Source organism: Enterobacter sp. WPR_3_1 (assembly GCF_003635055.1).
Taxonomy (GTDB): domain Bacteria; phylum Pseudomonadota; class Gammaproteobacteria; order Enterobacterales; family Enterobacteriaceae; genus Enterobacter; species Enterobacter ludwigii.
Genome location: NZ_RBXU01000014.1, coordinates 153190 through 178021, shown reverse-complemented (window position 1 = coordinate 178021; position 24832 = coordinate 153190). Strand labels below are relative to the sequence as shown.

Here is a 24832-nt window from a genome sequence, read left to right as displayed (position 1 = left end):
GCGCTCAGATAATGAAAGAAAGCAGGAATGTGCTGCCAAGTGCAAGTACCGAGGCGATAAACGTCGCCGTCGTATAGTACTTCAGGGTCTCATTCAGGCTGGCACCGCAGTACTGCTTCACCAGCCAGAAGAGGGAATCGGTCACGATCGTGCAGCCAATGGCACCGGAACCGATGGCAATGGTGATGATCTCCGGACTGACGTTGGGATAGAGCGGCAGCATGGGTGCGACGATGGCAGTTGCGCCCATCATCGCCACCGTGGCCGACCCCACCGCCGCGTGCAGAACCAGCGCCACCAGCCACGCGAGCAGGATCGGGTGCATATTCAGGTTCGACAGAATGTGCGCCAGGGTATCGGCCAGGCCGCTGGTTTTAAGGATGGCGTTAAACGCGCCGCCCGCGCCGATTATCAACAGAATGTTGGCGATGGCGCCAAAGCCATGCTCGGTATGGGTCAGCATCGTACCCATCCCCATATGCTGGCGCAGCCCCAGCAGGTAATAGGCGACGAACACGGCGATGAACATGGCGGTGATCGGGTTACCGATAAATTCCAGCAGCGTATACAGCGTGCCTTCTCTTGCCATATTCAGCTCGGCGAGGGTCTTCACCAGCATCAGGCCGATGGGCAGCAGCACGGTAAACAGCGTGGCTCCCAGCGAGGGCAGCGTATGTTCTTCACGAACGTTGAGGTCAGAAAATTCAGCCGGAACGGCTTTGAAGGGCAGGCGATCGCCCAGCAATTTCAGGAACAGCGGGCCGCCAACCAGTGAGGCCAGCAGGCCAACCATCAGACCGTAGACAATAACCGTCCCCACGTCCGCCCCCAGCTTATTCGTGACAAACAGGGCAGCCGGGTGCGGCGGAACCACGCAGTGCACCGCCATCAGCGCGGTACAGAGGGGAATGGCCAGCTTCAGCAGCGAGGTATGGGTCTTTTTGGCGATGGAGAAGGCCAGCGGGATCAGCAGGACGACGCCGACTTCAACAAACAGCGTAATGCCGCAGATAAGCCCCACCAGTACCATGATGACATCGGCTGACAGCCAGCGGCAACGCTGAAGCGCTATCCCAATGCGTTCTGCCGCACCGGACACCTCCATCATTTTGCCGAGGATGGTGCCAAGCCCAATCACCGCCGCCAGGAAGCCGAGCGTGCCGCCAATACCGCTTTCAATGGCATTCACCATGTCCAGCGGGCGCATTCCCATCATGGCACCGACAAAAAAGCTCGCCAGCAGCAGCGCCAGGAACGGGTGAAACTTCAGTTTTACGATAGTTAATACGATTAACGCGATGCTGATGAGCAGCGTCGCCACAACCCAGACCTGAGCACCCATATCTCACCTCACCCTTATGTTATTTACGGGTATTGGACGAAAAATCAGCGGGTGCTGACAAACGATATAAATTGCCTTTCAGGTGAGCCAGATTGGATCAAACGCGTGACTGGACTCAAAAAAGCGCACTTAATGCGTATTTGGTTCACATAAATTCAACTTTGAGCGGTATTCTGAGCAGCAAAGTCCGTGTGAGAAGTGCGATGAATGACGCAAATGAAGGTCGAAACCGGCTGTTAAACGGCTGGCAACTGTCAAAAATGTATACGTTTGAAGTGGCCGCCCGCCACGAGTCCTTCGCGCTGGCGGCGGAGGAGCTGTCGCTCAGCCCCAGTGCGGTGAGTCACCGTATCAACCTGCTGGAAGAGGAGTTAGGGATAGCGCTGTTTGTCCGCTCCCACCGTAAAGTGGAGCTGACGCAGGAGGGGAAACGCGTCTACTGGACGCTGAAATCGTCGCTGGATACGTTGAACCAGGAGATCCTGGATATCAAGAATCAGGCGCTGTCCGGCACGTTGACGGTTTACTCTCGCCCGTCGATTGCCCAATGCTGGCTGGTGCCTATGCTCGGAGATTTCACCCGGCGTTATCCCGCGATCTCGCTGACCATCCTGACCGGCAATGAAAACGTCAATATGCAGCGAACCGGTATCGATCTGGCGCTCTATTTCGACGATACGCCGCCAGCCAATTTGACGCATCACTTCCTGATGGACGAGGCGATTTTACCCGTCTGCTCGCCGGCGTATGCCCGGGAACATGACCTGCTGAAAAACCCCGCCCACCTCAGCCACTGTACGCTCCTGCACGATCGCCAGGCCTGGAGCAACGATTCCGGTACCGACGAATGGCTCAGCTGGGCGGCACATTTTGCAGTGAACATGCCATCATCATCGGGCATTGGCTTCGATCGTTCTGATTTAGCGATTGTCGCGGCAATGAACCATGTCGGGGTCGCGATGGGGCGAAAACGGCTGGTACAAAAGCGGCTCGAACGCGGTGAGTTGATTGCACCGTTTGGGGAGAAAACGCTTAAATGCCATCAGCATTACTACATGTCGACCCTGCCAGGACGACAGTGGCCGAAAATTGATGCCTTTATTAGCTGGCTGAGAGAACTGGCTGGCTGAAGAATTATTACGCTTTGGCGCTACACCAAATGTGAAAAAGCGTGCTAAATACAGGTAATGCTTTTGATTTCTCGCAAGGTACACCGTGTTAAAGCCTTTGATTGCCACTGCGTTACTGTTCTCTTCCGGCTGGGTGATTGCCGCTGAGCCACCGCTGACGGCTGCGCTTTATGCGCAAAAGCTGGGCGTGGGGATGGACGTGGACTGGGCGCGCACCGAGCGCGGCATTCGGGAGTTCGATCCGCTGGTGGTTCGCGATTTTCGTGCGAAGGGTATCAGCCATGTGCGTATCCGCGTGGCCGATGAACCGACGGAAGCGCGGCTGATTCATCTGCGTAAGCTGGTGGAAGCCTGCGAGCAATACGGGGTGATCCCGATTATCGCTTATCAGGCCGATGAATATAAAAACGACCCGAAAGCCGAGACGGAAAAAGAGGTGATTAACTGGTGGATTGCCGTGGCGCACTACTTCGGCCAAAGCTATCCCCTGCTGGGTTTTGACCTGATTTATGAACCGGCGGACAAGCTCAACCATAACGCCGCATCGCTTAACCGGGTTTACGAGAAAACCGTCAAAGACATTCATGCAATTGATGCTAATCGCATGATCTTCATCGCGCCACGTCTGCGGGCTGCGCCAGAGGACCTCTCCAGCCTGAAACTCCCGGCGCACAGCCAAAATTATCTGCTGGCGGAGTGGCACATTTTCCCGTGGGGCCCGCTAAAGAGTAACGGTAAATATCCGTGGACGTCCGGGACGGTGGCGGAGAAAGCGGCTATCCATAATCGCATTGCGACCGCGCTGCACTGGCAGCAAAAAACCGGTCACGTCAGCTGGGTGGGCGGCTGGGGCGTGGGTGAATCAGATCACTTCACCCCAACCCCATCGCAAATGGCGTTTGCCTCGTTTATGGCCTGCGAACTGCAAAAGGCCAACATTCCCTACGCTATCAACGCGGATATTCAGTTTTACGACGGGGAAGAGGGCGCCTGGCGTCCTGCGCCAGAGCCGTTGCTGCAGGCCATGATCGCGCCTGTTTGTGAAAAGCCCGGCGAGAAGCCGGGCCATCATGCGGTTAAACCGGCTGCTCGTGATGGGGAACACGCGACGCCAGCGGCAGCCAGCACAGTAAAATCAGCAGCCCCATCAGCGTCATCAGCAACCCCAGACTAGCCTGGCCAGTTTGCGGCATCATCGCCGAGAGCCAGGCCAGCGCGCCGGAACCGATGTTCTGCAGTCCCCCCACCAGTGCGCCCGCCGTGCCTGCGAGGAACGGGAACGGCTCCATTGCGCCGCTGGTGGCGAGCGGGAACAGCATCCCCGCGCCGAAGAAGAACAGCGCCGCCGGGATCAGCAGCGTCCAGACGGTCATCACGCCAAACAGTCCCGGGATCCACATCATCAGACCTGCCAGCAGGCAGCTGATCACCGACTGCCACATCAGCGTTGAGAAACGCTTGTTCTGACGGCCGGCAAACCAGGCACCAAAGAACGCGGCCGGGATGGGCAGAATAAACAGGATACTGACCACCATGCTGCTCAGGCCAAGCCCGGCACCCAGCAGCACGCCGGAGCAGGCTTCAAACACGGCAATACCCGCCAGGCCACCAACCAGCATCAGCAGGTAACAGGTAAACGCGCCGTTGCCGAACAGCGTTTTATAGCTGGTGATAAGGCGGGTGCGTGGCGCGTCCGTTGGCCGGGTTTCCGGCATCCACCGCGCCATGCTGAAGGTCACAATTACGCACAGCACCAGCAGGAAAGCGTAGCAGGCACGCCAGGACCACATCGTATCGAGCAGGCCACCAATCAGCGGCGCCAGCAGAGGGCTCACCAGAATCCCCATATTTAACAAACTGTTGGCATGGCGGAGCTGGGTGCCCTGATAGAGATCGCGTGGCAGGGTTCGCGCCATCACCCCTCCGACGCCGGTGCCGACACCCTGCAGGGCGCTGGCGGCAATCAATATGGTCAGGTTATGGGTGGTAATGGCAATCACCGTCGCCACCATGAAAATGGACATACCAACCAGAATCACCGGGCGACGCCCGACGCGGTCAGACAGCGGTCCATAGAACAGCTGCGAAACGCCATAGGTCAGCAGATAAGCTGCCATTACGCTCTGTACTGCGCCCTCGCGGACGTTAAGTTCCTTTGCCATATCGGCGATCGCCGGAATGTAGATGGTTTGCGCCATCTGACCGACGGCCACCAGTAACACCAGCATCAACAATAAGTTAACGTTCCTGTGTTTTTTCATGTCGCTGAATACTTTTGCCAAAAGAGAGAAATAAAGAATAAGTGACTACGCATTCCCATAAATGCGCGAGGAATCTACCACAGAGAGATGACAAATTAAGCATTCCTGTGATGAATGTCAGAAGGGGTAAAGGCAGGATTTGTAAACAAGATCGGCAACTAATGTTGCCAGTGATTTATGCCAGGCGCAGCAGGATCGCCCCGCCCGCAATTCCCACTGCGGCCGCGATACGCAGGCCCGCAACCTTCTCTTTTAACAGCACAAATGCGATCAGCGCCCCGAAGAGGATGGATGTTTCACGCAGGGCGGCGACCACGGCCAGCGGAGCCTGGGTCATCGCCCAGAGCGCCAGCCCGTAAGAGCCCATGGTGCCGATCCCCCCGAGCAGCCCTTTTTTCCAGTGCGTACGCAGGTATCTGGAGGCTTCCCGTCGGCGCGCTATCATCGCCCACAAGAGCAGGCAGAAGCCATTCATAAAGAAGGTCCACAGCGTATAGCCCAGCGCGGTGTCTGATAACCGCACGCCGGTGCCATCGACCAGCGTATACCCGGCGATAAAGCAGGCGTTGAGCAGTGCAAGCCAGACCCCCTTACGCGACGTCATGCGGCCGTTCATGGCCATAGCCAGAATCGACAGGCAGATCACGGCGATGCCGGACCACGCGAGCCATGACAGGCTATCTCCCAGCACTAGCACGCTTATCAATGCCACCAGCAGCGGTGCCGTACCGCGCATCAGCGGATAGGTCTGGCTCATATCGGAGACCTGGTAGGTCTTTGCAACCAGCACCGTGTACACCACCTGCAGCGCGCAGGAGACCCCTAAAAACGGCCAGCTGGCAGCAGACGGCTGTGGGGAGAAGGGCAATAATACCAGGGCGATAAACGCGGCGGAACCGCTAACGCTGATTGCTGAATAGAGCTTGTCTGTACCGGCTTTAACAATAGCGTTCCAGCTGGCATGCAGCAGCGCGGCGAACAGTAAAATGCAGAAGACGGTAATGGTCATGGCGTATCTGGCGGTGAATTGTCACTCAAATGTAACATTCACCACCTGATGCTGCCAGCCGGTCACACCGCGCAAAACAGACGGTGTGTGACCCGTGGTTCATCCGAGACCAGCGTAAAGCCCGCCTGATGATAAAACCCGTATGCAGCGTCCGGCGCGTGGGTATTGAGAAAATCAAACCAGATGCTGGCATCGGCCATTACCACAGTCAGAAGCTGCTTACCAATGCCCAGCCCGCGGCACTTCTCGCTGACGTAGAGATGACGAATGCGGCCGGCGCGCGGCTGCTGGCTAAAGGGATCGCGGTTAAGACCGCATACGCCCACCAGCTTGCCGTTCAAAAAGGCGCCCAGCAGCTTTTCGCCCGGTGCGTTAAAACGGTTTTCACCGCGCTGCCAGTTCTCTTCCAGCCGGCGCAGCATGTTGAAATTCGATGCAATACTTTCGGCCTTTAAGGCGATATAGCCAGGTTCTTCTGGCGTGACAGGCTCAATTAACAGACGCGACATAGCATTCCCTCGTTATTAAAGAGGGGCGGTTGCCCGCCCCTCTCAGGTGCGACTTGAACCTGAATCACCGAAGGTATTTCAGGACAGCATCAAGTAGTTGCAGTACAGCAACAATGAGTTTGAGGATAAGTATCACCATATCCACTACGCTCATACGCGTCTCCTTTTGGTTAAAAGGAGCACGATGCTGGCGTACCTTTCCGCCGCCTGTGACCAGCACCTGGATTGACGTAACACAGTGTGCTCACTTCAGGGGGTTAAGGCACTGACGGCACCACCCGTTTCAGCCAGGACTTCGTTGCGCCGGTAGAACTGCGGCCCCTCGCTCACTGCGAACACCCTCAGTATAGATAAATACTGTATGCATGAACAGTATTTTTTGGACAAAATTCAGAAGGCGGTCCATACTCAAAAACGTCAAAATCCGTGCCCGAATTGCGCGTTCGTCTTCGATCGCGTATACTTTTTGCGTTGACGTAACACAGTGTGTTCTGCGGCGACCAACCGCAAAACCTCTGAAAAAAAACCTCGCTCAGGCGAGGTTTTTTGTTTTCCGCACGCAACAAACGAAACGTGATCTTCGACGCATTTTTGCGCAGATGAAAATATTTCCATTGTCATGCCCGAAAAGCTGTGTTTGTATAAATTCTATCAATAGATTCCAAACACAGGTCCCCAATGACAGCATCCATGTTCACCTCGACCCTACTAGCAACTGCGCAACCAGCCGCAGTGGTCGTCGTGCGTGTGGTGGTGGTCGTCGGCAATGCGCCGTAGGGACTGGATCAACACACGAATCCAAAACCCCGCCGGCGCAAACCGGGCGGGGTTTTTCGTTTAAGGACCCTCCCCGGAAAGTCGGCTCAGAAGAAAAGGACTGGAGCATGGCAAGTTCGGGCACAACATCCACCAAAACGCGTTTCACGGGCGCGCAGTTAATCGTTCATTTGCTGGAACGACAGGGCATCACCACGGTTGCGGGGATCCCGGGCGGCACGGTGCTGCCGCTGTATGATGCGTTAAGCCAAAGCACGCAGATTCGTCACGTTCTGGCGCGTCACGAGCAGGGCGCGGGTTTCATCGCTCAGGGCATGGCGCGTACGCAGGGCAAACCCGCGGTCTGTATGGCCTGCAGTGGCCCGGGTGCGACTAACCTGGTCACCGCTATCGCCGACGCGCGCCTGGACTCAATTCCACTGATCTGCATCACCGGCCAGGTGCCGTCCTCCATGATCGGTACCGATGCGTTTCAGGAAGTGGATACCTACGGCATCTCTATCCCCATCACTAAACATAACTATTTAGTTCGCGATATCGCCGAGCTTCCTCAGGTTATCAGCGATGCGTTTCGTATTGCGCAATCCGGCCGTCCCGGCCCGGTGTGGATAGACATTCCTAAGGATGTTCAGACCGCAGAGATCGAGATTGACGTGCTGCCGGAGCCGGGTGAACGTGCGCCAGCGCCGCAGTTCAGCGCAGAGAGCGTGCAGGCTGCAGCGGCGATGATTAACGCCGCCAGACGCCCGGTGCTTTATCTGGGTGGCGGGGCGATTAATGCCTCCGACGCGGTACGCCAGCTCGCAGAGAAAGCCAGCCTGCCCACCACCATGACCCTGATGGCGCTGGGTATGTTGCCAAAAGCGCACCCGCTGTCGCTGGGTATGCTGGGGATGCACGGCGCGCGCAGCACGAACTACATTCTGCAAGAAGCGGATTTGCTGATTGTTCTGGGTGCACGTTTTGATGACCGGGCGATTGGCAAGACCGAGCAGTTCTGCCCGAACGCCAAAATCATTCATGTGGATATCGACCGTGCCGAGCTGGGTAAAATCAAGCAGCCGCACGTGGCGATTCAGGGTGATGTTGCCGAGGTGCTGGCGCAATTGATTCCGCAAACGGACGCTTCCGATCGCGCCGACTGGCGTCAGCTGGTTGCCGATCTGCAAAAAGAGTTCCCGGGCGCTATTCCAACCGAGGGGGACCCGCTGAGCCATTACGGGCTGATTAACGCCGTGGCCGCCTGCGTTGATGACAGCGCGATTATCACCACCGACGTGGGCCAGCACCAGATGTGGACCGCCCAGGCCTACCCGCTGAACCGTCCGCGTCAGTGGCTGACCTCGGGTGGGCTGGGGACCATGGGCTTTGGCCTGCCGGCGGCAGTGGGCGCGGCGCTGGCCAATCCCGATCGCAAGGTGATCTGCTTCTCCGGTGACGGTAGCCTGATGATGAACATTCAGGAAATGGCGACGGCAGCCGAAAACCAGTTAGACGTGAAAATCATCCTGATGAACAACCAGGCGCTGGGGCTGGTGCACCAGCAGCAGAGTCTGTTCTATACGCAGGGCGTGTTTGCCGCGACCTATCCAGGAACGATTAACTTTATGCAGATTGCCGCCGGTTTTGGCCTGCATACCTGCGATTTGAACGCCGAAGCGGACCCTCATGCGGCGCTGCAGGCGGCGATTTCTCGTCCTGGTCCGGCGCTGATCCACGTGCGTATCGATCCTGAACAAAAAGTGTACCCGATGGTGCCGCCAGGTGCGGCAAATACTGAGATGGTGGGGGAATAAGCCATGCAGAAACAACATGATAACGTCATTCTGGAACTCACCGTCCGCAACCACCCTGGCGTGATGACGCACGTCTGTGGGCTTTTTGCCCGCCGCGCGTTTAACGTGGAAGGTATCCTCTGTCTGCCCATTCAGGGCAGCGAGCACAGCCGCATCTGGCTACTGGTGAATGACGATCAGCGTCTGGAGCAGATGATTGCGCAGATCGACAAGCTGGAAGATGTCGAGAAAGTGGTGCGCAACCAGTCCGATCCCACCATGTTTAACAAAATTGCGGTGTTCTTCGAGTAAATAGCGCAAAGCTTGAACCCCCACGCGCTTATCGTTAAGGTAAGCGCGTTTTTTAACCCGCCAGGAACGCGCCATGACCACCATCGCCCTTATCGACGACCACCTCATCGTCCGCTCCGGATTTGCCCAGCTGCTGAACCTTGAGCCTGATTTTCAGGTGGTGGCGGAGTTCGGCTCCGGTCGTGAGGCGCTGGCAGGTTTGCCCGGGCGCGGTGTCCAGGTCTGTATCTGCGATATCTCGATGCCGGATCTCTCCGGACTCGAGCTGCTGAGCCAGTTGCCGAAAGGGATGGCGATCGTGATGCTCTCGGTCCATGACAGCCCGGCGCTGGTGGAGCAGGCACTGAACGCAGGCGCACGGGGATTTCTTTCCAAGCGCTGCAGCCCGGACGAACTGATCGCTGCCGTGCGCACGGTCTCCACCGGCGGGTGCTACCTGACGCCGGATATCGCCATCAAGCTGGCGGCAGGGCGACAAGACCCACTCACCCGACGCGAACGTCAGGTGGCAGAAAAACTGGCACAGGGGATGTCGGTGAAAGAGATTGCCGTGGACCTGGGGCTGTCGCCAAAAACCGTTCACGTTCACCGCGCTAACCTGATGGAAAAACTCGGCGTCAGTAATGACGTTGAACTGGCGCGCCGCATGTTCGACAGCTGGCAATGAACCCGCTGTTTTCACGGCTGATCGCCGTTGCTGCCAGTTTTTCCATTTTCTCCGCCGCCTGGTTCTGCCTGTGGAGCATCAGCCTGCATCTGGTTGAACGCCCGGAGCTGGCGGTGCTGCTTTTCCCGTTTGGCCTGCGTCTGGGGCTGATGCTGCAATGCCCGCGCGGTTTCTGGCCGGTACTGCTGGGCGCCGAATGGCTGATGCTGGTCTGGCTGGCGCAGGAGGTGGCGCTGGCGCACTTGCCTTTACTGGTGACGGGCAGCGTACTCACGCTGATCCCGGTGGCGCTGATCTCCCGTTATCGTCACCAGCGCGACTGGCGCACGCTGCTGCGTCAGGGGGCTGCGCTGATTGCCGCCGCGCTGTTGCAGTCCCTGCCCTGGACCGGCGAGGAGGAGATGCTTAACGCCCTTCTGCTGACGCTGACCGGCGGTCTGACGCTGGCTCCCACCTGTCTGGTTATCTGGCACTACCTCACCAGTACCGTCTGGCAGCCGCTCGGACCGGCGCTGGTCTCTCAGCCGGTAAACTGGCGCGCCCGGCATCTTATCTGGTATCTGCTGCTGTTTGCGATCAGCCTGTGGCTGCAGCTTGGCCTGCCCGATGAGCTGTCGCGCTTTACCCCGTTTTGCCTGGCGTTGCCGATTATCGCCCTCGCGTGGCACTACGGCTGGCAGGGCGCGCTGATTGCCACCCTGATGAACGCTATCGCGCTGATTGCCAGCCAGACCTGGCACGATCACCCCGTCGATTTACTGCTCTCCCTGCTGGCCCAGAGCCTGACCGGGCTGCTGCTGGGGGCCGGGATTCAGCGCCTGCGTGAACTTAACCACTCATTACAAACCGAGCTGGCGCGTAATCGCCGTCTGGCAGAACGCCTGCTGGAAACGGAAGAGAGCGTCCGGCAGGAGGTGGCCCGCGAGTTGCACGATGACATCGGCCAGACCATTACCGCCATTCGCACTCAGGCAGGCATCGTTCAGCGTCTGGCGGCCGAAAACGCTGGCGTAAAGCAGGGCGGGGCACATATCGAACAGCTCTCTCTTGGTGTGTATGACTCGGTGCGGCGACTGCTTGGCAGGCTGCGACCGCGCCAGCTGGACGATCTTACGCTTGAGCAGGCGGTACGGTCTCTGATGCGCGAGATGGAGCTGGAAAGCCGCGGGATCGTCAGTCATCTTGACTGGCGCATCAATGAATCTTTGCTGAGCGAGGGCCAGCGCGTCACGCTGTTCCGCGTCTGTCAGGAAGGGCTGAATAATATTGTTAAGCACGCCAGCGCCAGCGCGGTAACGCTGCAGGGATGGCAACAGGATGAACGCCTGATGCTGGTGATTGAAGATGATGGCTGCGGTCTGCCGCCGGGCTCCGGCCAGCTGGGTTTTGGCCTGGCGGGCATGCGTGAGCGCGTCAAGGCGTTGGGTGGCACCCTGACGATCTCCTGCACCCACGGCACGCGCGTCAGCGTCAGTTTACCGCTGAGGAGTCAGCATGTTTAAAACCCCGGCGAATGCCGCCCCGCTAAACGATAAACGTGAAATTGACGCCCGCTATCGTTACTGGCGTCGCCATATCCTGATCACCATCTGGCTGGGGTATGCGCTTTTTTACTTTACCCGCAAAAGTTTCAACGCCGCCGCGCCGGAAATCCTCGCCAGCGGGGTGATGACACGCACCGATATTGGCCTGCTGGCGACGCTGTTTTACATCACCTACGGCCTGTCGAAGTTCTTCTCCGGTATCGTCAGCGACCGCTCGAATGCCCGTTATTTTATGGGCTCAGGACTCATTGCCACCGGGGTGGTGAACATTCTGTTTGGCTTCTCCACCTCGCTATGGGCCTTCGCGCTGCTGTGGGCGTTGAACGCCTTTTTCCAGGGATGGGGCGCGCCGGTGTGTGCCCGTCTGCTTACCGCCTGGTACTCGCGCAACGAGCGTGGCGGCTGGTGGGCTATCTGGAACACGGCGCATAACGTCGGGGGGGCGCTTATTCCGATGGTGGTCGGGGCGGCGGCGCTGCACTACGGCTGGCGCACGGGAATGATGATTGCCGGCGGGCTGGCGATCGTTGCCGGGCTGTTTCTTTGCTGGCGACTGCGTGACAGGCCACAAACCGTGGGCCTGCCCGCGGTAGGCGACTGGCGGCACGACGAGATGGAAGTCGCTCAACAGCAGGAAGGTGCAGGGCTGACGCGTAAAGAGATCCTCACCAAATATGTGCTGTTAAATCCCTATATCTGGTTACTCTCCCTCTGCTACGTGCTGGTCTACGTGGTGCGTGCGGCGATCAACGACTGGGGCAATCTGTATATGTCCGAAACCCTGGGCGTCGATCTGGTGACCGCCAACTCGGCGGTGACGATGTTCGAGCTGGGCGGCTTTATCGGCGCGCTGGTGGCGGGCTGGGGCTCGGATAAGCTCTTCAACGGTAACCGCGGGCCGATGAACCTGATCTTCGCCGCCGGGATTTTGCTTTCCGTTGGTTCGCTATGGTTGATGCCGTTTGCCAGCTACGTGATGCAGGCGGCGTGTTTCTTCACCACCGGCTTTTTCGTCTTTGGCCCGCAGATGCTGATCGGCATGGCGGCGGCGGAGTGTTCGCACAAAGACGCCGCGGGAGCAGCGACGGGCTTTGTCGGGCTGTTTGCTTACCTTGGCGCTTCGCTCTCCGGCTGGCCGCTGGCGCGGGTGATCGACGTCTGGCACTGGAGCGGTTTCTTCGCCGTGATCGCCATCGCGGCAGGAATTTCGGCCCTGCTGTTGCTGCCGTTCCTGCATGCGCAGGCGCCGCGCGAGGCACACGAAGCGTGATGTGCTTCACCTTTTCATCCCGAATGGCGCAAAACTAAGAAATTTTCCTGGTTTCACCTGGACGCTGTCTCAGGCGTCGCTCCCGGCTGGTTTTTACAATGCTGCAAAAATCAGCTCAGGAGTAAACCAATCATGCTGGCCTTCTTAAATCAGGTGCGCAAGCCGACCCTGGATCTGCCGCTCGATGTGCGGCGTAAAATGTGGTTCAAACCGTTCATGCAGTCTTACCTGGTGGTCTTTATCGGCTACCTGACCATGTACCTGATCCGCAAAAACTTTAACATCGCGCAGAACGACATGATCTCAACCTACGGGCTGAGCATGACGCAGCTGGGGATGATTGGCCTGGGCTTCTCCATCACTTACGGCGTGGGTAAAACCGTCGTCTCCTACTACGCGGACGGCAAAAACACCAAGCAGTTCCTGCCGTTTATGCTGATCCTCTCCGCCATCTGTATGCTCGGCTTCAGCGCCAGCATGGGCGCGGGCTCCGTCAGCCTGTTCATGATGATCGCCTTCTACGCCCTGAGCGGTTTCTTCCAGAGTACCGGCGGGTCGTGCAGTTACTCCACCATCACCAAATGGACCCCTCGCCGCAAGCGTGGTTCGTACCTCGGCATGTGGAACATCTCCCACAACCTCGGCGGGGCGGGTGCGGCAGGCGTGGCGCTGTTCGGCGCAAACTACCTGTTCGACGGCCACGTGATCGGTATGTTTATCTTCCCGTCGATTATCGCCCTGATTGTCGGCTTTATCGGCCTGCGCTACGGCAGCGACTCCCCGGAATCGTACGGCCTCGGCAAAGCCGAAGAGCTGTTCGGCGAGGAGATCAGCGAAGAGGACAAAGAGACCGAAGAAAACGAGATGTCCAAATGGCAGATCTTTGTTGAGTACGTGCTGAAAAACAAAGTGATCTGGCTGCTGTGCTTCTCAAACATTTTCCTGTACGTGGTGCGCATCGGCATCGACCAGTGGTCGACCGTGTATGCCTTCCAGGAGCTGAAGCTCTCCAAAGAAGTTGCGATTCAGGGCTTCACCCTGTTCGAAGTGGGCGCGCTGGTCGGCACGCTGCTGTGGGGCTGGCTCTCGGACCTCGCCAATGGTCGCCGCGCGCTGGTGGCCTGCGTCGCGCTGGCGCTGATTATCGCCACGCTCGGCGTCTACCAGCACGCCAGCAACCAGTACGTTTACCTGGCGTCCCTGTTCGCGCTCGGCTTCCTGGTGTTTGGTCCACAGCTGCTGATCGGCGTGGCAGCAGTCGGCTTCGTACCGAAAAAAGCGATCGGCGCTGCCGATGGAATTAAAGGCACCTTCGCCTACCTGATCGGTGACAGCTTCGCCAAGCTGGGTCTGGGTATGATCGCCGACGGTACGCCGATTTTCGGCCTCACCGGCTGGGCGGGCACCTTTGCCGCGCTGGATGCCGCCGCCATCGGCTGTATCGTCCTGATGGCGATGGTCGCGGTGCTGGAAGAACGTAAGATCCGCCGTGAAAATCGGATGCAGAAATTAAAAGTAGCCTGAGTGTGCAGGTAACTTCTTTGCCCGGTTGACCGCCGGGCTTTTTTTACATCCCACCTTTACCCCCCTTTACAGACCCGCTCCCTGCAATGCTCTACATTTTAATTTTGCTGCCGCACCCCGCGGCTTTTGTCCGTTTTGTTATGGAGAGCTTGCATGGTAAACCGACGACTATCCTGTCTTGCGCTATTGGTGGCGCTTGCCTCCCCCGCCCTGGCGGCGGATGCGCCGACGTACGGCGAGAAGCTGGAAGGGTTTGATTACGCCTGGCCGGTTAAGCATTTCACCTTTACCTCGCAACATCAGCCGCTTGATATGGCCTATCTGGACGTTAAGCCAGAAAAACCCAACGGTCGCACCGTGGTGCTGATGCACGGTAAAAACTTCTGCGCCGGAACGTGGGAGGGGACTATCCGCGCGCTTTCCGCCAGCGGATACCGCGTGGTGGCACCAGACCAGATTGGTTTTTGTAAATCCACCAAACCCGAGCATTACCAGTACACCTTCCAGCAGCTGGCGGATAACACCCACGCGTTGCTTAAGCAGCTCGACGTCGATCGCGTGACGGTTATTGGGCACTCGACCGGCGGCATGCTGGCGACCCGCTACGCGCTCATGTGGCCACAGGAAGTGGAACAGCTGGTGATGGTTAACCCGATTGGTTTAGAAGACTGGAAAGCCCGCGGCGTACCGCATATTACGGTCGATCAGCGGTATCAGCGTGAACTTAAAACCAGCGCCGATGGTATTCGTCAGTACGAGAAAAATACCTACTATGCCGGGGAGTGGACGCCGGAGTATGAGCGTTGGGTGACGATGCTGGCCGGGCTGAACAATGGGCCGGGCAAAACGCGTGTCGCCTGGAACTCAGCCCTGCTTTACGACATGATTTATACCCAGCCGGTGATCTACGAATTTGGTGAACTGAAGATGCCGGTATTATTGATGATCGGCACCAAAGACAACACCGCCATCGGGAAAGACCTCGCCCCGCCGGCGATCCGCAAGACGCTGGGCAACTATGCAGTACTAGGTAAGGAGACGGAAAAACGCATTCCGCATGCGACGCTGGTTGAGTTTAACGACATGGGCCATGCGCCACAGATGCAGGACCCTCAGCGCTTCCATGACGCGCTGCTGAAAGGGCTGCAGGTACGCTGACCGGTCTAAAGCAACAGCCCCGCAGCCCGTTCTGCGCGGGCTGTCTCCCGCGCACTACTCGCCAGCATCCCTGGCGCTGCCCTCATAACGATTTTCCACCTTTTTTCACTGCACTATTATGGCCTTGCCCGCTGTCGACGCCGCGCGTTTCCCGCTATGATGAGCGGCTGACGTAGAGGAGAACGCATGGTCTGGATAATGCTGGCAACGCTTGCCGTGGTGTTTGTGGTGGGATTTCGGGTCCTGACCTCAGATTCACGTCGCGCAATTAAACGCCTGAGCGAGCGGCTGGGGATCACCCCGGTTCCTGTAGAATCGATGATCGATCAGTTCGGTAAAACGCCCGGCAATGAGTTTATCCGCTACCTTGAACGCCCGGACGAAGCGCATCTGCAAAACGCGGCGCAGGTGCTGCTGATCTGGCAGGTCTGCATTGTCGACGGCAGTGAAGAGAATTTGCTTGCCTGGCACCGTATGCTGCGTAAAGCCCGTCTGGCCGCGCCGATCACGGACGCGCAGGTCCGTCTGACGCTGGGTTTTATGCGTGAAATGGAGCCCGATCCGCAGGAGCTAAACGCCTTCCAGTTACGCTATAACCAGCTTTTCCTGCCGGAAGAGGGCGTGTTTTATTTGCATTGATAGTACATGCTCCTGCCGCCGGTCCCGGTGGCGCTGTGCTTAGCGGGTCTTACAGGTGCGCGCTGCCCGATAAAAATACGACGAAAGTTGTTGAAACGTTAAATCCCTCACACTTTTGATGATAAACTGCGCGACTTTTCCGCACGTTTTTATCTTCAGGTGACGCCATGACAGAACACATTCAGCCCACGCCCAGACCGCAGACCCAGGAGGTCACTCGCCCCAACTGGTCGGCGGTTTTCTCCGTGGCATTTTGCGTTGCCTGCCTGATTACCGTTGAGTTTCTGCCGGTGAGCCTGCTGACGCCGATGGCGCAGGATCTGGGCATTTCCGAAGGCGTGGCGGGGCAGTCCGTCACCGTGACCGCCTTTGTGGCGATGTTCGCGAGCCTGTTTATTACCCAGGTGATCGGCGCCATCGACCGCCGCAAAGTGGTCATTCTGTTCAGCGTGCTGCTGACGCTCTCCTGCCTGCTGGTCTCTTTTGCCAATAACTTCACCCTGCTGCTGCTGGGTCGCGCCTGCCTGGGGCTGGGATTAGGTGGCTTCTGGGCAATGTCGGCCTCGCTCACCATGCGTCTGGTTCCCGCGCGCACCGTGCCGAAAGCCCTCTCCGTGATCTTTGGTGCTGTTTCGATTGCGCTGGTCATAGCTGCGCCGTTGGGCAGTTTCCTTGGCGGGATCATCGGCTGGCGTAACGTCTTTAACGCTGCCGCGGTGATGGGGGTGCTATGCATTCTCTGGGTCTGGAAAGCGCTGCCGTCCTTACCGGGGGAAGCGGCACACCATAAACAGAATATGTTCAGCCTGCTGAAGCGCCCGGGCGTGCTGGCGGGGATGACCGCCATCTTTATGGCATTTGCCGGACAGTTTGCCTTCTTCACCTATATCCGCCCGGTATTCATGAACATGGCCGGGTTTGATGTGGATGGCCTGACGCTGGTACTCCTGAGCTTCGGTATCGCCAGCTTTGTCGGCACCTCGCTGTCGTCCCCGTTCCTGAAGCGTTCTCTGAAAGTGGCGCTGGCGGGTGCGCCGCTGGTGCTGGCAATTAGCGCTGCGGTGCTGGTGCTGTGGGGCAGCGATAAGTGGGTTGCGTCGGCGATTGCGATTATCTGGGGCTTTGCTTTTGCGCTGGTGCCGGTGGGCTGGTCGACGTGGATCACCCGCTCGCTCGCCGATCAGGCGGAAAAAGCCGGGTCGATTCAGGTCGCGGTGATCCAGCTGGCGAACACCTGCGGTGCGGCGATCGGCGGCGTTGCGCTGGACCATCTGGGGCTGACGTCACCGCTGGTGATCTCAGGAACCCTGATGCTGCTGACGGCGCTGCTGGTGGCGAGTAAGGTTAAAGCAAAATAAGTAAATCCCCTCTTCCCACAGGGAAGAGGGGATATCAGGCTACGCCGATGTCTGAACCCGTCTTCTCGAATCCATCGAAATCAGCACCACCGACGACACAATCAGCAGCGTGCCCAGCCAGTCCGGCAGCGTAAACGCCACTCCAAGCAAAATCACCGACAGCAGGGCGCTGCTCAGCGGCTCGGCACAGCTCAGAATGCTCGCCTTCGGCCCGCCAATCATCTGCGCGCCTTTCAGATACAGGCTGAACGTCAGCGCCGTGCCAATCACCACCAGATAGAAAAACGCCAGCAGCAGGCTGCCATCAATCACGAAGGTGGTCCCGCGTCCGGCGTAGAACGGCGTCAGCACGACCCCCGCGATTAACATACTCCAGCCAACAATCGGCAGCGTGCCGTAGCGGGCGATAAGCGTCGACGGGTAGGTTGTATAAAACGCGGCGGCAAAGGCCGAGGCGATACCGAAGAACAGGGCGGCAGGGGAGATGGAGAGCGAGGTTGGATCGCCGTGGGTGACCAGCAGGAAGGTGCCGACAAGTGACGTCAAAATGGCGGATAAAACAAACACGCCTGGACGTTTTTTCCTCGCCAGCGCGAACCACGCGACGATGATCGTTGGCGAGAGAAACTGCAGCACGGTGGCCGTCGCCGCGTTGGATTTTTCAATCGTCAGCAGGAAGGTGAGCTGGACGGTGAGCGCACCAACCAGCGAGAAAAACAGCAGGCTGAGGGCGTCTTTACGATGTTTGATGACCGAGAAAATCTTGTCGCCATGAACGAAGGAGAGGGTCAGCAAGATGACGCCGGTAAACAGCAGGCGAATCATCGTCAGGTAAGGGGACGAGATCTGGCTTTTCTCCATGATGTACTGCGCGCAAACCCCTGAGCTGCCCCATAAAACGGCGGCGATCAGAACGTTGAGCATTCCTTTACGTGTGGAACCCATGTTCTCCCCTGTTATGTTGGTTTTTGTGTAGCATAACATGGGTCTTGCCGGGTGCGGTGTGGCCTGATGCCCTCACCCCGGCCCTCTCCCACGGGAGAGGGTGCAAACACGAAAAACGGCAACGTGCGTTGCCGTTTTGCTTTTACCTTGCTTAGAACCACGCTTCCCACATCGCGCCGACGTTGAAATCATCCAGCGTATCATCTTTTGTACCGTTCACACGGGCGGTGCGTTCGTTATCCACTTTGCCGCCGGTCACGTAGAAGCGCAGCATTGGGCGGAACTCTGGCCCCATGGCGATAGACATGTTCTGCGACAGGGTCAGCTTCCAGCCTTTGTTATCACCGCCATTGTCGTAATCCACGTGCTGCCAGCCCGCTTCCAGCCAGGTGGAGTGAACGTCGTTCCACCAGTGCATCGGACGCACGATGGCGTTGTAGTTCTTACGGTTATCGGTTTTATCGCGGCTGTTGTCGTAGTCGTGGAAGGCGAGGATGTACTCCACCTGCGTGGCCTGGGTGAATTTGTACAGCCCTTCGAAGCTGGCGTAGACCGTGGTCAGATCTTCGGTTTTGTTGAATACGCTGTTATCCGCGTTATCAGAATAACGGGCAATCACCTTATTCACGCCGCTGTCGTTGGTGTGGCTCAGCACCACGCCGCCCTGCCAGGCCTTCAGACGCTCTTCACTCTCAATGGCTTTGGAGTCAAAACCGTAGTTCGCGTACAGCTCCAGATCCAGCGGGCCGACTTTCATGCCGTGGATTTTAGAGGTCGCAGCGTAGTTACCCTTGTCGCCCGTGCCGGAACCGCCGGTACAGGTAATGCGCGACGGGTTTGCCTCATCTTCCATCACTTCCGGGCTACAGGATTCCACCGCGGCCACCGCGGCAACGTCAAACTGCACGCCGCCGATGTCGAAGTTCTTCACCCCGGCACCCTGGCCGTCGTGGTTCATCCAGAAGTAATCGTTGATACCCTGCTGTGGACGCTGGTGGAAGTCACGGCCGGCCCAGAAGTAGGCGTTCGGGTTGGAGGCCATAATGTTGGTCACACCGGCATAGGCTTTTTTCAGGTTAACCTCGTCGCCCCAGTGGTCGATCATCACGTTGATGTCCCAGATGGCACCGTTGTCGCCCTTGAAGGCTTTGGAGAGCTGGAATTCACCGCCGTTGCCTTCGTTACCCAGACGACCGATTGCGGATGCACCGTTATAGGAACCGTCTACCGCCACGTATTTCTGATCGGCTGCCTGGAAGTGCGCGCCGTAGCGGGCATAGCCGGTAAATTTAACCCCAAACGGAATCGCGAGGTCCGGTGATTGCGCCGCGCTTTGCGGTTCGGTGACCACGTCCGCTTTTTTCGCGACGGCGGCGTCCATTTTGGCCTGCCGTTCGGCCAGCGCTTTGTCTACCGCTTTCGCCACGATGGCGTCGATTTGCTCTTGCGTAAATTCTTGTGCGAGTACAGAAATTGGGCAAAGCGCGGCGACAACCGCCATGGTTAATGGAAGTTTTTTAATATAATTCATGGTTATCTCAATATAGTTTAATTTTATTCAGACAATAACCATCCCGCTCCGATCTGACAGAGTTTGTCGCTATCATCAGAACAAGTGGATTTCTATTTTAGGTACAGAGTGATTACATTAACGTTTTTTCGCCATACATTATCTCTGATATAAATGGATTATTTCTTCGGATAATTCACGTGCCAGCAGGGAATTCATTAAATGATCCTGCGCGTGAACCATTATTAAGGTCATCGGCTGGCGGGCTTCGCCCGCATCCTGTTCGATCAGTTTGGTCTGCATTTTGTGCGCCTGGCGCGCGTAGCCATCGGCTTCACGCAGCAGGCTTTTGGCTTCGTCAAGGTTGCCCTGACGCGCCGCGTGCAGGGCTTCAAAGCACAGGCTACGCGACTGACCGGCGTTGACGATAATTTCCATTACGGCTTCTTCTAATGCGATCATTACACTGACTCTCTGTCAAAACTGTTATTTAATGCGGTGGCGGCAAACCACTCGCCGCTTTTCTTGATGGTGCGCTGCTGGGTAGTTAAATCGAGCTGGATAAATCCGTAGCGATTTTTATACGCATTACACCACGACCAGTTATCAATAAAGGTCCACATATGGTAGCCAAGACACTGGCACCCTTCGCTAATACCTTTATGCAGCCAGGCCAAATGTTCGGAAATAAAATCGATGCGGTATTGATCGTTTATCTGACCATTCTCAATAAAGCGCTGTTCATTTTCGACACCCATACCGTTCTCAGAAATAAAACAGCGTGGGTTACCGTAATTGTCGCGCAGGTTAATCAGAATATCGTAAATACCCGGCTCATAAATTTCCCAGCCACGGTATGGATTCATCTTGCGGCCAGGCATTTCGTAATTATCAAAGAACCACTCCGGCATAAACGGGGCCTGTGGGTTCACCGCACTGTCACGGCATTTCACGCGACGCGGCTGATAATAGTTAATGCCGAGCAGGTCGATTTTTCCTTCCGCAATCAGGAAACTGTCTTCCGGTTTGCAGGCGGGGAGCTGATCGTAAGATTTCAGCAACGCCACCAGATCCGCCGGGTATTCGCCGCGCAGGACGGGGTCAAGGAAGCTGCGGTTAAACATCAGGTCCGCAATGTGTGCCGCTTTGACGTCAGCCGGGTTTTGCGAGCGCGGATAGGACGGCGTCAGGTTCAGTACGATACCGATCTCCCCGGCGAAGTGCCCGGCACGGTAAGCGCGTACCGCCTGCGCATGCGCCAGCACGGTGTGATACGCCACGGTGGCCGCACGACGAAAATCCACCACGTTGGGATAGTGGAAATCGTACAGATAGCCGCCTTCCACCGGCACAATCGGCTCGTTGAAGGTAAACCAGTGCAGCACGCGATCGCCAAACAGATCGAAGCAAATCTGCGCATAACGGGCGTAAGCGTCCACCACGTTGCGGTTTTCCCAGCCGCCAATCTCCTGCATCGCCATCGGCATGTCGAAGTGGAACAGGGTGATAAACGGGGTAATACCCTGTTCAATCAGCTCATCAATGACCTGATGATAAAAATCGACCGCTTCCGGGTTCACTTCACCGACACCGTCGGGGATCAGGCGCGCCCAGCTAATCGAGGTGCGAAAGCTGTTGTGGTTCAGCTGCTTTAACAGCTGAATGTCCGTTTTCCAGTGTTGATAAAACGTGGAGGTGTGCTGCGGTCCCACGCCATTATGAAAACGGTTCGGCTCGCGGGCAAACCAGTAATCCCAGGTGGTTTCACCCTCTCGTGTCCCTTCGGTCTGGAGGGCGGAGCTTGCGCTGCCCCACCAGAAATTATCGGGAAATGCGTATTTCATGACCTTTCCTCTTTGACTTAATGACTTGCTGTTTCAGCGGCACCGACGGTTGCCTGGGCTTTCTGCTCTTCGTTTTTCATCAACGTACGCTCGTAAGCACGCAGGAACGGCAGGTACATCAGCGCTGACATCACCATACACACCAGACACATCACCACCGGGCTCAACGCCCAGTTTGCCGCCCACGATGCGCCAATAGGGGCCGGGGTCGTCCACGGGGTTAACGACACCACCTGTGCCAGCCAGCCCATTTTGGTGGCGCCGTACGCCAGGCAGGCGTTCACCAGCGGAACAAACACGAACGGGATAAACAGCATCGGGTTCATGATGATTGGCGCGCCGAACAGAATCGGTTCGTTGATGTTAAAGAAGCTGGGCACAACGCCCATTTTGCCGATGGTGCGCAGGTGTGTGACGCGGCTGCGCAGCAGCAGGAAGGCCAGCGGAAGCGTGGAGCCGACGCCGCCAATCAGCAGGTAGTGGTCCCAGAAACCCTGCAGGTAAACGTGTGGCAGCGCTGCGCCAGCCGCCAGTGCCGCCTGGTTTGCGGACAGGTTGGCCATCCAGAACGGGTTCATGATGCCGGTGACAATCAGCGAGCCGTGGATACCGGCAAACCAGAAGATCTGGCACAGCAGCACGGAGAGCAGAATGGCAGGCAGGGAGTCAGACGCAGAGACCAGCGGTTCCAGCAGGTGCATAATCGCCTGCGGGATAATCATCCCGGTTTGTGCTTCGATAAACAGGTTCAGCGGGTGCAGGGTACCGATCACCACCATGACCGGGATCAGGATCTCAAACGAACGCGCCACACCGGTCGGCACTTCTTTCGGCAGACGGATGGTCACGTTGTTCTGCTTCAGCCACGCATACACGCGGGTGGAGTAGATGGCGGTGATCAGCGCGGTGAAAATCCCCTGGCCGGAGAGGTACTGGGTCGAGATCTTGCCGTCGGCATACGGAGCCGCCACCAGCAGGAAGGCCATAAAGGCTAGCAGACCGGACATCACCGGATCGAGGTTAAACTGACGCCCCAGGCTTGCACCAATCCCCACCGAAATGAAAAACGTCATCACGCCCATGCTGAGGTTGAACGGCAGCATCAGCTGTTCACGGTAAGTCTGGGAGAAATCCAGCCAGCCGCGGGCAAAGCTGTTTGTCGTATCCGCGGAGAAGGGCGGGAAGATGAACACCAGCATAAACGAGCCGATGATCATAAACGGCAGCGCGGCGGTAAAGCCGTCGCGGATGGCAATCACATACTTTTGCTGGCCGAGCTTCGCGGCCAGCGGGGTAATTGACTGCTCAATAACCGCGACCATTGATTGATATAACGAACTCATGTGAACACCTTTTAGTGTGCCGCTTCGATGAGCGACAGAGCATAGTCCAGTACTTTATCGCCACGTTGCATACCGTAATCCATCATGTCGATGGGTTGGACCGGGATGCCCTTTGTAGCCGCCTTGTCTGAGAGTGTCTGTAACATGTACTTCACCTGGGGTCCGAGAAGGACAACCTGGTACTGCGGAAACTGCGTATCAAATTCGGAAACGCCATACGCGTCTATTTTTACTGGCAACCCACGCTCTTTCGCGACATCGACCATTTTGCTGACCAGCAGGCTGGTGGACATCCCGGCAGAGCAACACAGCATAATCTTGAACATCGACAACCATCCTCTAAATGTAAAAAGTTATTGCGAGGATGATTGGACATTATACGGAAACCGGTTTCCATTTATAAAAGACAGAAGTGTGACAACCATCAAGATCCACTACTTATGACGCTAATTAACCAGATGCATGTCACATAATTTGCGCGTTTTGACATCATTTTGAGTTGAAATGGAAAATCGGTTTCCATGAAAAACGGAAAAGGATATACTCCATTCTGGCTATAATATGAGCCGTAGCGGTGATGGAATTTGCAGGTGCGAAGTAAGCCTGCCAGGGGAAAGAGATGTCGACAATCAATGATGTATCACGTCTTGCCGGGGTGTCTAAAGCCACGGTATCGCGAGTGTTGAGTGGGTCGCGTGGCGTAAAGGAAGCCAGCCGCCAGGCCGTTTTAAAAGCGGTTGATGAACTGAACTACCGGCCCAATGTAATTGCGCAGTCGCTGCTGAGCCAGTCGACGGGGTGTATTGGGGTGATTTGCGCGCAGGAGAATATTAACCAGACCACCGGTTATCTTTACGCGCTGGAAAAGCACCTCAGCCAGCATCAAAAACATCTGCTGTTGCGCTTCGCGCATACCAAAGCGGAAGTGATGCACGCCCTGGAAGAACTTTCCTGTGGGTTATGTGATGACATCCTGGTGATTGGCGCGCGTTTCCCGCTGGACGTCGAGATGGACAATGTCATTCTCGTTGACTGTATGGAGTCCGATAATTCCAACAGCATCCAGTTCGATCACGCCTTTGCCGCCGAAACCGCCTGTAACTATCTGACCAGCCAGGGGCGACGCCAGATAGCCCTGATCCATCCGCAAGGCAGCGGTTTCGCCGACCAGGTGTTGCTGGGCTATAAACACGCGCTGGAGAAAAATTTCCTGCCCTTTAATCGCAACCTCGTCTTTATGGATGCCACCTCCTCATCCGTTGCGCTGCAGGAGTTGCTTAACAATGCGAGCACGCTGAATTTTAACGCGCTGCTGGTGGCGGACGAACAGGAAGCTCAGCGGGTGATCCCGCAGCTGCAGGCGTTTAATAAATCCGTGCCGGACGACATTATGGTCTTTAGCCTTGCCGGATCGCTGCATCTGCCGGGTATCCCGGTGATCCCGGCCATTGAATACTCGATGGATGCTATGGCGGCACGTATTGTGGGCTGGCTGACGGAGAAAACGCAGATGCTGGGGTCCTATGTTCTGCGTGGGGATTTGATTATTCCGGATGTACGAAAGCGCTAAAAAAAAGCGTGAAGCCCGGCTTCACGCTTAATAATCTTCCATACAATCTACCTGACTGACCGCGTCCCAGTAAGCATCCAGATTGTCGCGCTTCACGGCCGTGATAGCGTTTTTGATCAACAGTTGATTGGCCTCAGACGACAAAATCATCGCCTGCCAGGCTTTATCGCTCTGCTTTTTCTGGGGCGTGCAGGCCTTCTTCACATCTTTAAGGATCTGCTGCTTTATCTGGGCCTCTTTCACGGGATCGTCTTTTTCCTGGGCATGGACAAACGCGGCGAAGAGCAGACAAACGAGCAGGCAAACCAGGTGTGCAGCTTTCATCAAAATCCCCTTTAGACGTCA

General features: G+C 57.0%; 25 protein-coding genes. 13 read left to right on the top strand and 12 right to left on the bottom strand.

The window, feature by feature from the left end:
• Positions 1-4 precede the first annotated feature (4 nt).
• Positions 5-1342 (bottom strand): D-serine transporter DsdX, encoded by a 1338-nt coding sequence (gene dsdX, locus BJ887_RS20470; protein WP_014167979.1) that lies wholly within the window; start codon positions 1340-1342, stop codon positions 5-7.
• Between the two features lie 203 nt (positions 1343-1545).
• On the opposite strand from dsdX, the gene dsdC reads away from it, so the two are divergent.
• Together dsdC and BJ887_RS20460 are read left to right on the top strand one after the other, a co-directional pair.
• A complete protein-coding gene (gene dsdC, locus BJ887_RS20465) occupies positions 1546-2472 on the top strand; it encodes a DNA-binding transcriptional regulator DsdC (RefSeq protein WP_025206531.1) in 927 nt (308 codons plus the stop codon).
• An 85-nt stretch (positions 2473-2557) separates the two neighbouring features.
• Positions 2558-3646, top strand: coding sequence for a cellulase family glycosylhydrolase (locus BJ887_RS20460; RefSeq protein WP_121340353.1), 1089 nt, complete (start codon positions 2558-2560; stop codon positions 3644-3646).
• Here the strand turns inward: BJ887_RS20460 and emrD are convergent.
• The 4 genes from emrD to tisB form a co-directional block, all read right to left on the bottom strand.
• Complete coding sequence (emrD, locus tag BJ887_RS20455) at positions 3549-4733, bottom strand: multidrug efflux MFS transporter EmrD (protein WP_020882737.1); 1185 nt, start codon at positions 4731-4733, stop codon at positions 3549-3551. The genes BJ887_RS20460 and emrD overlap by 98 nt on opposite strands.
• A 175-nt stretch (positions 4734-4908) precedes the next feature.
• Positions 4909-5742 (bottom strand): EamA family transporter, encoded by an 834-nt coding sequence (locus BJ887_RS20450; RefSeq protein WP_025206528.1) that lies wholly within the window; start codon positions 5740-5742, stop codon positions 4909-4911.
• Positions 5743-5804: 62 nt separating this feature from the next.
• Positions 5805-6251: a GNAT family N-acetyltransferase gene (locus tag BJ887_RS20445; RefSeq protein ID WP_014167984.1), complete on the bottom strand. Its 447-nt coding sequence runs from the start codon at positions 6249-6251 to the stop codon at positions 5805-5807.
• 64 nt (positions 6252-6315) lie between these two features.
• On the bottom strand, positions 6316-6405 hold the full coding sequence (gene tisB / locus BJ887_RS20440; protein ID WP_020684667.1) for a type I toxin-antitoxin system toxin TisB: 90 nt from the start codon (positions 6403-6405) through the stop codon (positions 6316-6318).
• Positions 6406-6929: 524 nt separating this feature from the next.
• Here tisB and ivbL point away from each other — a divergent pair.
• The 10 genes from ivbL to nepI all read left to right on the top strand — a co-directional run bounded on the left by ivbL (position 6930) and on the right by nepI (position 17275).
• Positions 6930-7028, top strand: a complete 99-nt coding sequence (gene ivbL, locus BJ887_RS20435) for an ilvB operon leader peptide IvbL (RefSeq protein WP_071605430.1) — start codon at positions 6930-6932, stop codon at positions 7026-7028.
• Between the two features lie 107 nt (positions 7029-7135).
• Positions 7136-8824: an acetolactate synthase large subunit gene (ilvB, locus tag BJ887_RS20430; RefSeq protein WP_020882735.1), complete on the top strand. Its 1689-nt coding sequence runs from the start codon at positions 7136-7138 to the stop codon at positions 8822-8824.
• Positions 8825-8827: 3 nt separating this feature from the next.
• A complete protein-coding gene (gene ilvN / locus BJ887_RS20425; RefSeq protein WP_014167986.1) occupies positions 8828-9115 on the top strand; it encodes an acetolactate synthase small subunit in 288 nt (95 codons plus the stop codon).
• A 73-nt stretch (positions 9116-9188) separates the two neighbouring features.
• The gene (gene uhpA / locus BJ887_RS20420) at positions 9189-9782 is read left to right on the top strand and encodes a transcriptional regulator UhpA (RefSeq protein WP_014167987.1); all 594 of its coding nucleotides are present in this window, start codon (positions 9189-9191) and stop codon (positions 9780-9782) included.
• Entirely contained in the window at positions 9779-11284 is a 1506-nt protein-coding gene (gene uhpB / locus BJ887_RS20415) for a signal transduction histidine-protein kinase/phosphatase UhpB (RefSeq protein ID WP_025206526.1), read from the top strand. Before uhpA ends, uhpB begins: the two co-directional genes overlap by 4 nt.
• Complete coding sequence (locus BJ887_RS20410) at positions 11277-12596, top strand: MFS transporter (RefSeq protein WP_014167989.1); 1320 nt, start codon at positions 11277-11279, stop codon at positions 12594-12596. The genes uhpB and BJ887_RS20410 overlap by 8 nt, the downstream gene beginning before the upstream one ends.
• Positions 12597-12728: 132 nt before the next feature.
• Positions 12729-14120, top strand: a complete 1392-nt coding sequence (uhpT, locus tag BJ887_RS20405; protein WP_020882733.1) for a hexose-6-phosphate:phosphate antiporter — start codon at positions 12729-12731, stop codon at positions 14118-14120.
• Between the two features lie 153 nt (positions 14121-14273).
• Positions 14274-15278 (top strand): alpha/beta fold hydrolase, encoded by a 1005-nt coding sequence (locus tag BJ887_RS20400; RefSeq protein ID WP_121340352.1) that lies wholly within the window; start codon positions 14274-14276, stop codon positions 15276-15278.
• A 186-nt stretch (positions 15279-15464) separates the two neighbouring features.
• Positions 15465-15917: a DUF1198 domain-containing protein gene (locus BJ887_RS20395; RefSeq protein ID WP_014167992.1), complete on the top strand. Its 453-nt coding sequence runs from the start codon at positions 15465-15467 to the stop codon at positions 15915-15917.
• A 167-nt stretch (positions 15918-16084) separates the two neighbouring features.
• Positions 16085-17275, top strand: a complete 1191-nt coding sequence (nepI, locus tag BJ887_RS20390; RefSeq protein WP_121340351.1) for a purine ribonucleoside efflux pump NepI — start codon at positions 16085-16087, stop codon at positions 17273-17275.
• A 39-nt stretch (positions 17276-17314) separates the two neighbouring features.
• Here nepI and BJ887_RS20385 read toward each other — a convergent pair whose 3' ends face one another.
• From BJ887_RS20385 to BJ887_RS20360, 6 genes are all read right to left on the bottom strand, one after another.
• Entirely contained in the window at positions 17315-18220 is a 906-nt protein-coding gene (locus BJ887_RS20385; RefSeq protein ID WP_020882723.1) for a DMT family transporter, read from the bottom strand.
• 151 nt (positions 18221-18371) lie between these two features.
• A complete protein-coding gene (locus BJ887_RS20380) occupies positions 18372-19751 on the bottom strand; it encodes a carbohydrate porin (protein ID WP_121340350.1) in 1380 nt (459 codons plus the stop codon).
• 138 nt (positions 19752-19889) lie between these two features.
• Positions 19890-20192, bottom strand: a complete 303-nt coding sequence (locus tag BJ887_RS20375) for a PTS lactose/cellobiose transporter subunit IIA (RefSeq protein ID WP_014168006.1) — start codon at positions 20190-20192, stop codon at positions 19890-19892.
• Positions 20192-21574, bottom strand: coding sequence for a glycoside hydrolase family 1 protein (locus BJ887_RS20370; protein WP_121340349.1), 1383 nt, complete (start codon positions 21572-21574; stop codon positions 20192-20194). Before BJ887_RS20370 ends, BJ887_RS20375 begins: the two co-directional genes overlap by 1 nt.
• Positions 21575-21591: 17 nt before the next feature.
• Positions 21592-22917: a PTS cellobiose transporter subunit IIC gene (locus BJ887_RS20365; RefSeq protein WP_014168008.1), complete on the bottom strand. Its 1326-nt coding sequence runs from the start codon at positions 22915-22917 to the stop codon at positions 21592-21594.
• 11 nt (positions 22918-22928) lie between these two features.
• Positions 22929-23243 carry a PTS sugar transporter subunit IIB gene (locus tag BJ887_RS20360; protein ID WP_014830072.1) on the bottom strand — a complete coding sequence of 105 codons (315 nt, stop codon included), beginning with the start codon at positions 23241-23243 and terminating at the stop codon, positions 22929-22931.
• A 293-nt stretch (positions 23244-23536) separates the two neighbouring features.
• On the opposite strand from BJ887_RS20360, the gene BJ887_RS20355 reads away from it, so the two are divergent.
• Complete coding sequence (locus BJ887_RS20355; protein ID WP_014168010.1) at positions 23537-24487, top strand: LacI family DNA-binding transcriptional regulator; 951 nt, start codon at positions 23537-23539, stop codon at positions 24485-24487.
• A 27-nt stretch (positions 24488-24514) separates the two neighbouring features.
• Here the strand turns inward: BJ887_RS20355 and BJ887_RS20350 are convergent, their stop codons facing one another.
• Positions 24515-24811 (bottom strand): YicS family protein, encoded by a 297-nt coding sequence (locus tag BJ887_RS20350; RefSeq protein WP_020882719.1) that lies wholly within the window; start codon positions 24809-24811, stop codon positions 24515-24517.
• Between the last annotated feature and the right edge of the window lie 21 nt (positions 24812-24832).

What these genes read in the sequence shown, in the direction of transcription:
- BJ887_RS20360 (WP_014830072.1), bottom strand. Translation starts at nt 23,243, where the DNA reads ATGTTCAAGATTATGCTGTGTTGCTCTGCCGGGATGTCCACCAGCCTG.
- ivbL (WP_071605430.1), top strand. Translation starts at nt 6,930, where the DNA reads ATGACAGCATCCATGTTCACCTCGACCCTACTAGCAACTGCGCAACCA.
- BJ887_RS20365 (WP_014168008.1), bottom strand. Translation starts at nt 22,917, where the DNA reads ATGAGTTCGTTATATCAATCAATGGTCGCGGTTATTGAGCAGTCAATT.
- uhpT (WP_020882733.1), top strand. Translation starts at nt 12,729, where the DNA reads ATGCTGGCCTTCTTAAATCAGGTGCGCAAGCCGACCCTGGATCTGCCG.
- ilvB (WP_020882735.1), top strand. Translation starts at nt 7,136, where the DNA reads ATGGCAAGTTCGGGCACAACATCCACCAAAACGCGTTTCACGGGCGCG.
- tisB (WP_020684667.1), bottom strand. Translation starts at nt 6,405, where the DNA reads ATGAGCGTAGTGGATATGGTGATACTTATCCTCAAACTCATTGTTGCT.
- BJ887_RS20350 (WP_020882719.1), bottom strand. Translation starts at nt 24,811, where the DNA reads ATGAAAGCTGCACACCTGGTTTGCCTGCTCGTTTGTCTGCTCTTCGCC.
- dsdX (WP_014167979.1), bottom strand. Translation starts at nt 1,342, where the DNA reads ATGGGTGCTCAGGTCTGGGTTGTGGCGACGCTGCTCATCAGCATCGCG.
- BJ887_RS20395 (WP_014167992.1), top strand. Translation starts at nt 15,465, where the DNA reads ATGGTCTGGATAATGCTGGCAACGCTTGCCGTGGTGTTTGTGGTGGGA.
- uhpB (WP_025206526.1), top strand. Translation starts at nt 9,779, where the DNA reads ATGAACCCGCTGTTTTCACGGCTGATCGCCGTTGCTGCCAGTTTTTCC.
- BJ887_RS20375 (WP_014168006.1), bottom strand. Translation starts at nt 20,192, where the DNA reads ATGATCGCATTAGAAGAAGCCGTAATGGAAATTATCGTCAACGCCGGT.
- BJ887_RS20355 (WP_014168010.1), top strand. Translation starts at nt 23,537, where the DNA reads ATGTCGACAATCAATGATGTATCACGTCTTGCCGGGGTGTCTAAAGCC.
- BJ887_RS20445 (WP_014167984.1), bottom strand. Translation starts at nt 6,251, where the DNA reads ATGTCGCGTCTGTTAATTGAGCCTGTCACGCCAGAAGAACCTGGCTAT.
- nepI (WP_121340351.1), top strand. Translation starts at nt 16,085, where the DNA reads ATGACAGAACACATTCAGCCCACGCCCAGACCGCAGACCCAGGAGGTC.
- BJ887_RS20450 (WP_025206528.1), bottom strand. Translation starts at nt 5,742, where the DNA reads ATGACCATTACCGTCTTCTGCATTTTACTGTTCGCCGCGCTGCTGCAT.
- BJ887_RS20410 (WP_014167989.1), top strand. Translation starts at nt 11,277, where the DNA reads ATGTTTAAAACCCCGGCGAATGCCGCCCCGCTAAACGATAAACGTGAA.
- BJ887_RS20380 (WP_121340350.1), bottom strand. Translation starts at nt 19,751, where the DNA reads ATGAATTATATTAAAAAACTTCCATTAACCATGGCGGTTGTCGCCGCG.
- emrD (WP_020882737.1), bottom strand. Translation starts at nt 4,733, where the DNA reads ATGAAAAAACACAGGAACGTTAACTTATTGTTGATGCTGGTGTTACTG.
- uhpA (WP_014167987.1), top strand. Translation starts at nt 9,189, where the DNA reads ATGACCACCATCGCCCTTATCGACGACCACCTCATCGTCCGCTCCGGA.
- BJ887_RS20385 (WP_020882723.1), bottom strand. Translation starts at nt 18,220, where the DNA reads ATGGGTTCCACACGTAAAGGAATGCTCAACGTTCTGATCGCCGCCGTT.
- ilvN (WP_014167986.1), top strand. Translation starts at nt 8,828, where the DNA reads ATGCAGAAACAACATGATAACGTCATTCTGGAACTCACCGTCCGCAAC.
- BJ887_RS20400 (WP_121340352.1), top strand. Translation starts at nt 14,274, where the DNA reads ATGGTAAACCGACGACTATCCTGTCTTGCGCTATTGGTGGCGCTTGCC.
- dsdC (WP_025206531.1), top strand. Translation starts at nt 1,546, where the DNA reads ATGAATGACGCAAATGAAGGTCGAAACCGGCTGTTAAACGGCTGGCAA.
- BJ887_RS20370 (WP_121340349.1), bottom strand. Translation starts at nt 21,574, where the DNA reads ATGAAATACGCATTTCCCGATAATTTCTGGTGGGGCAGCGCAAGCTCC.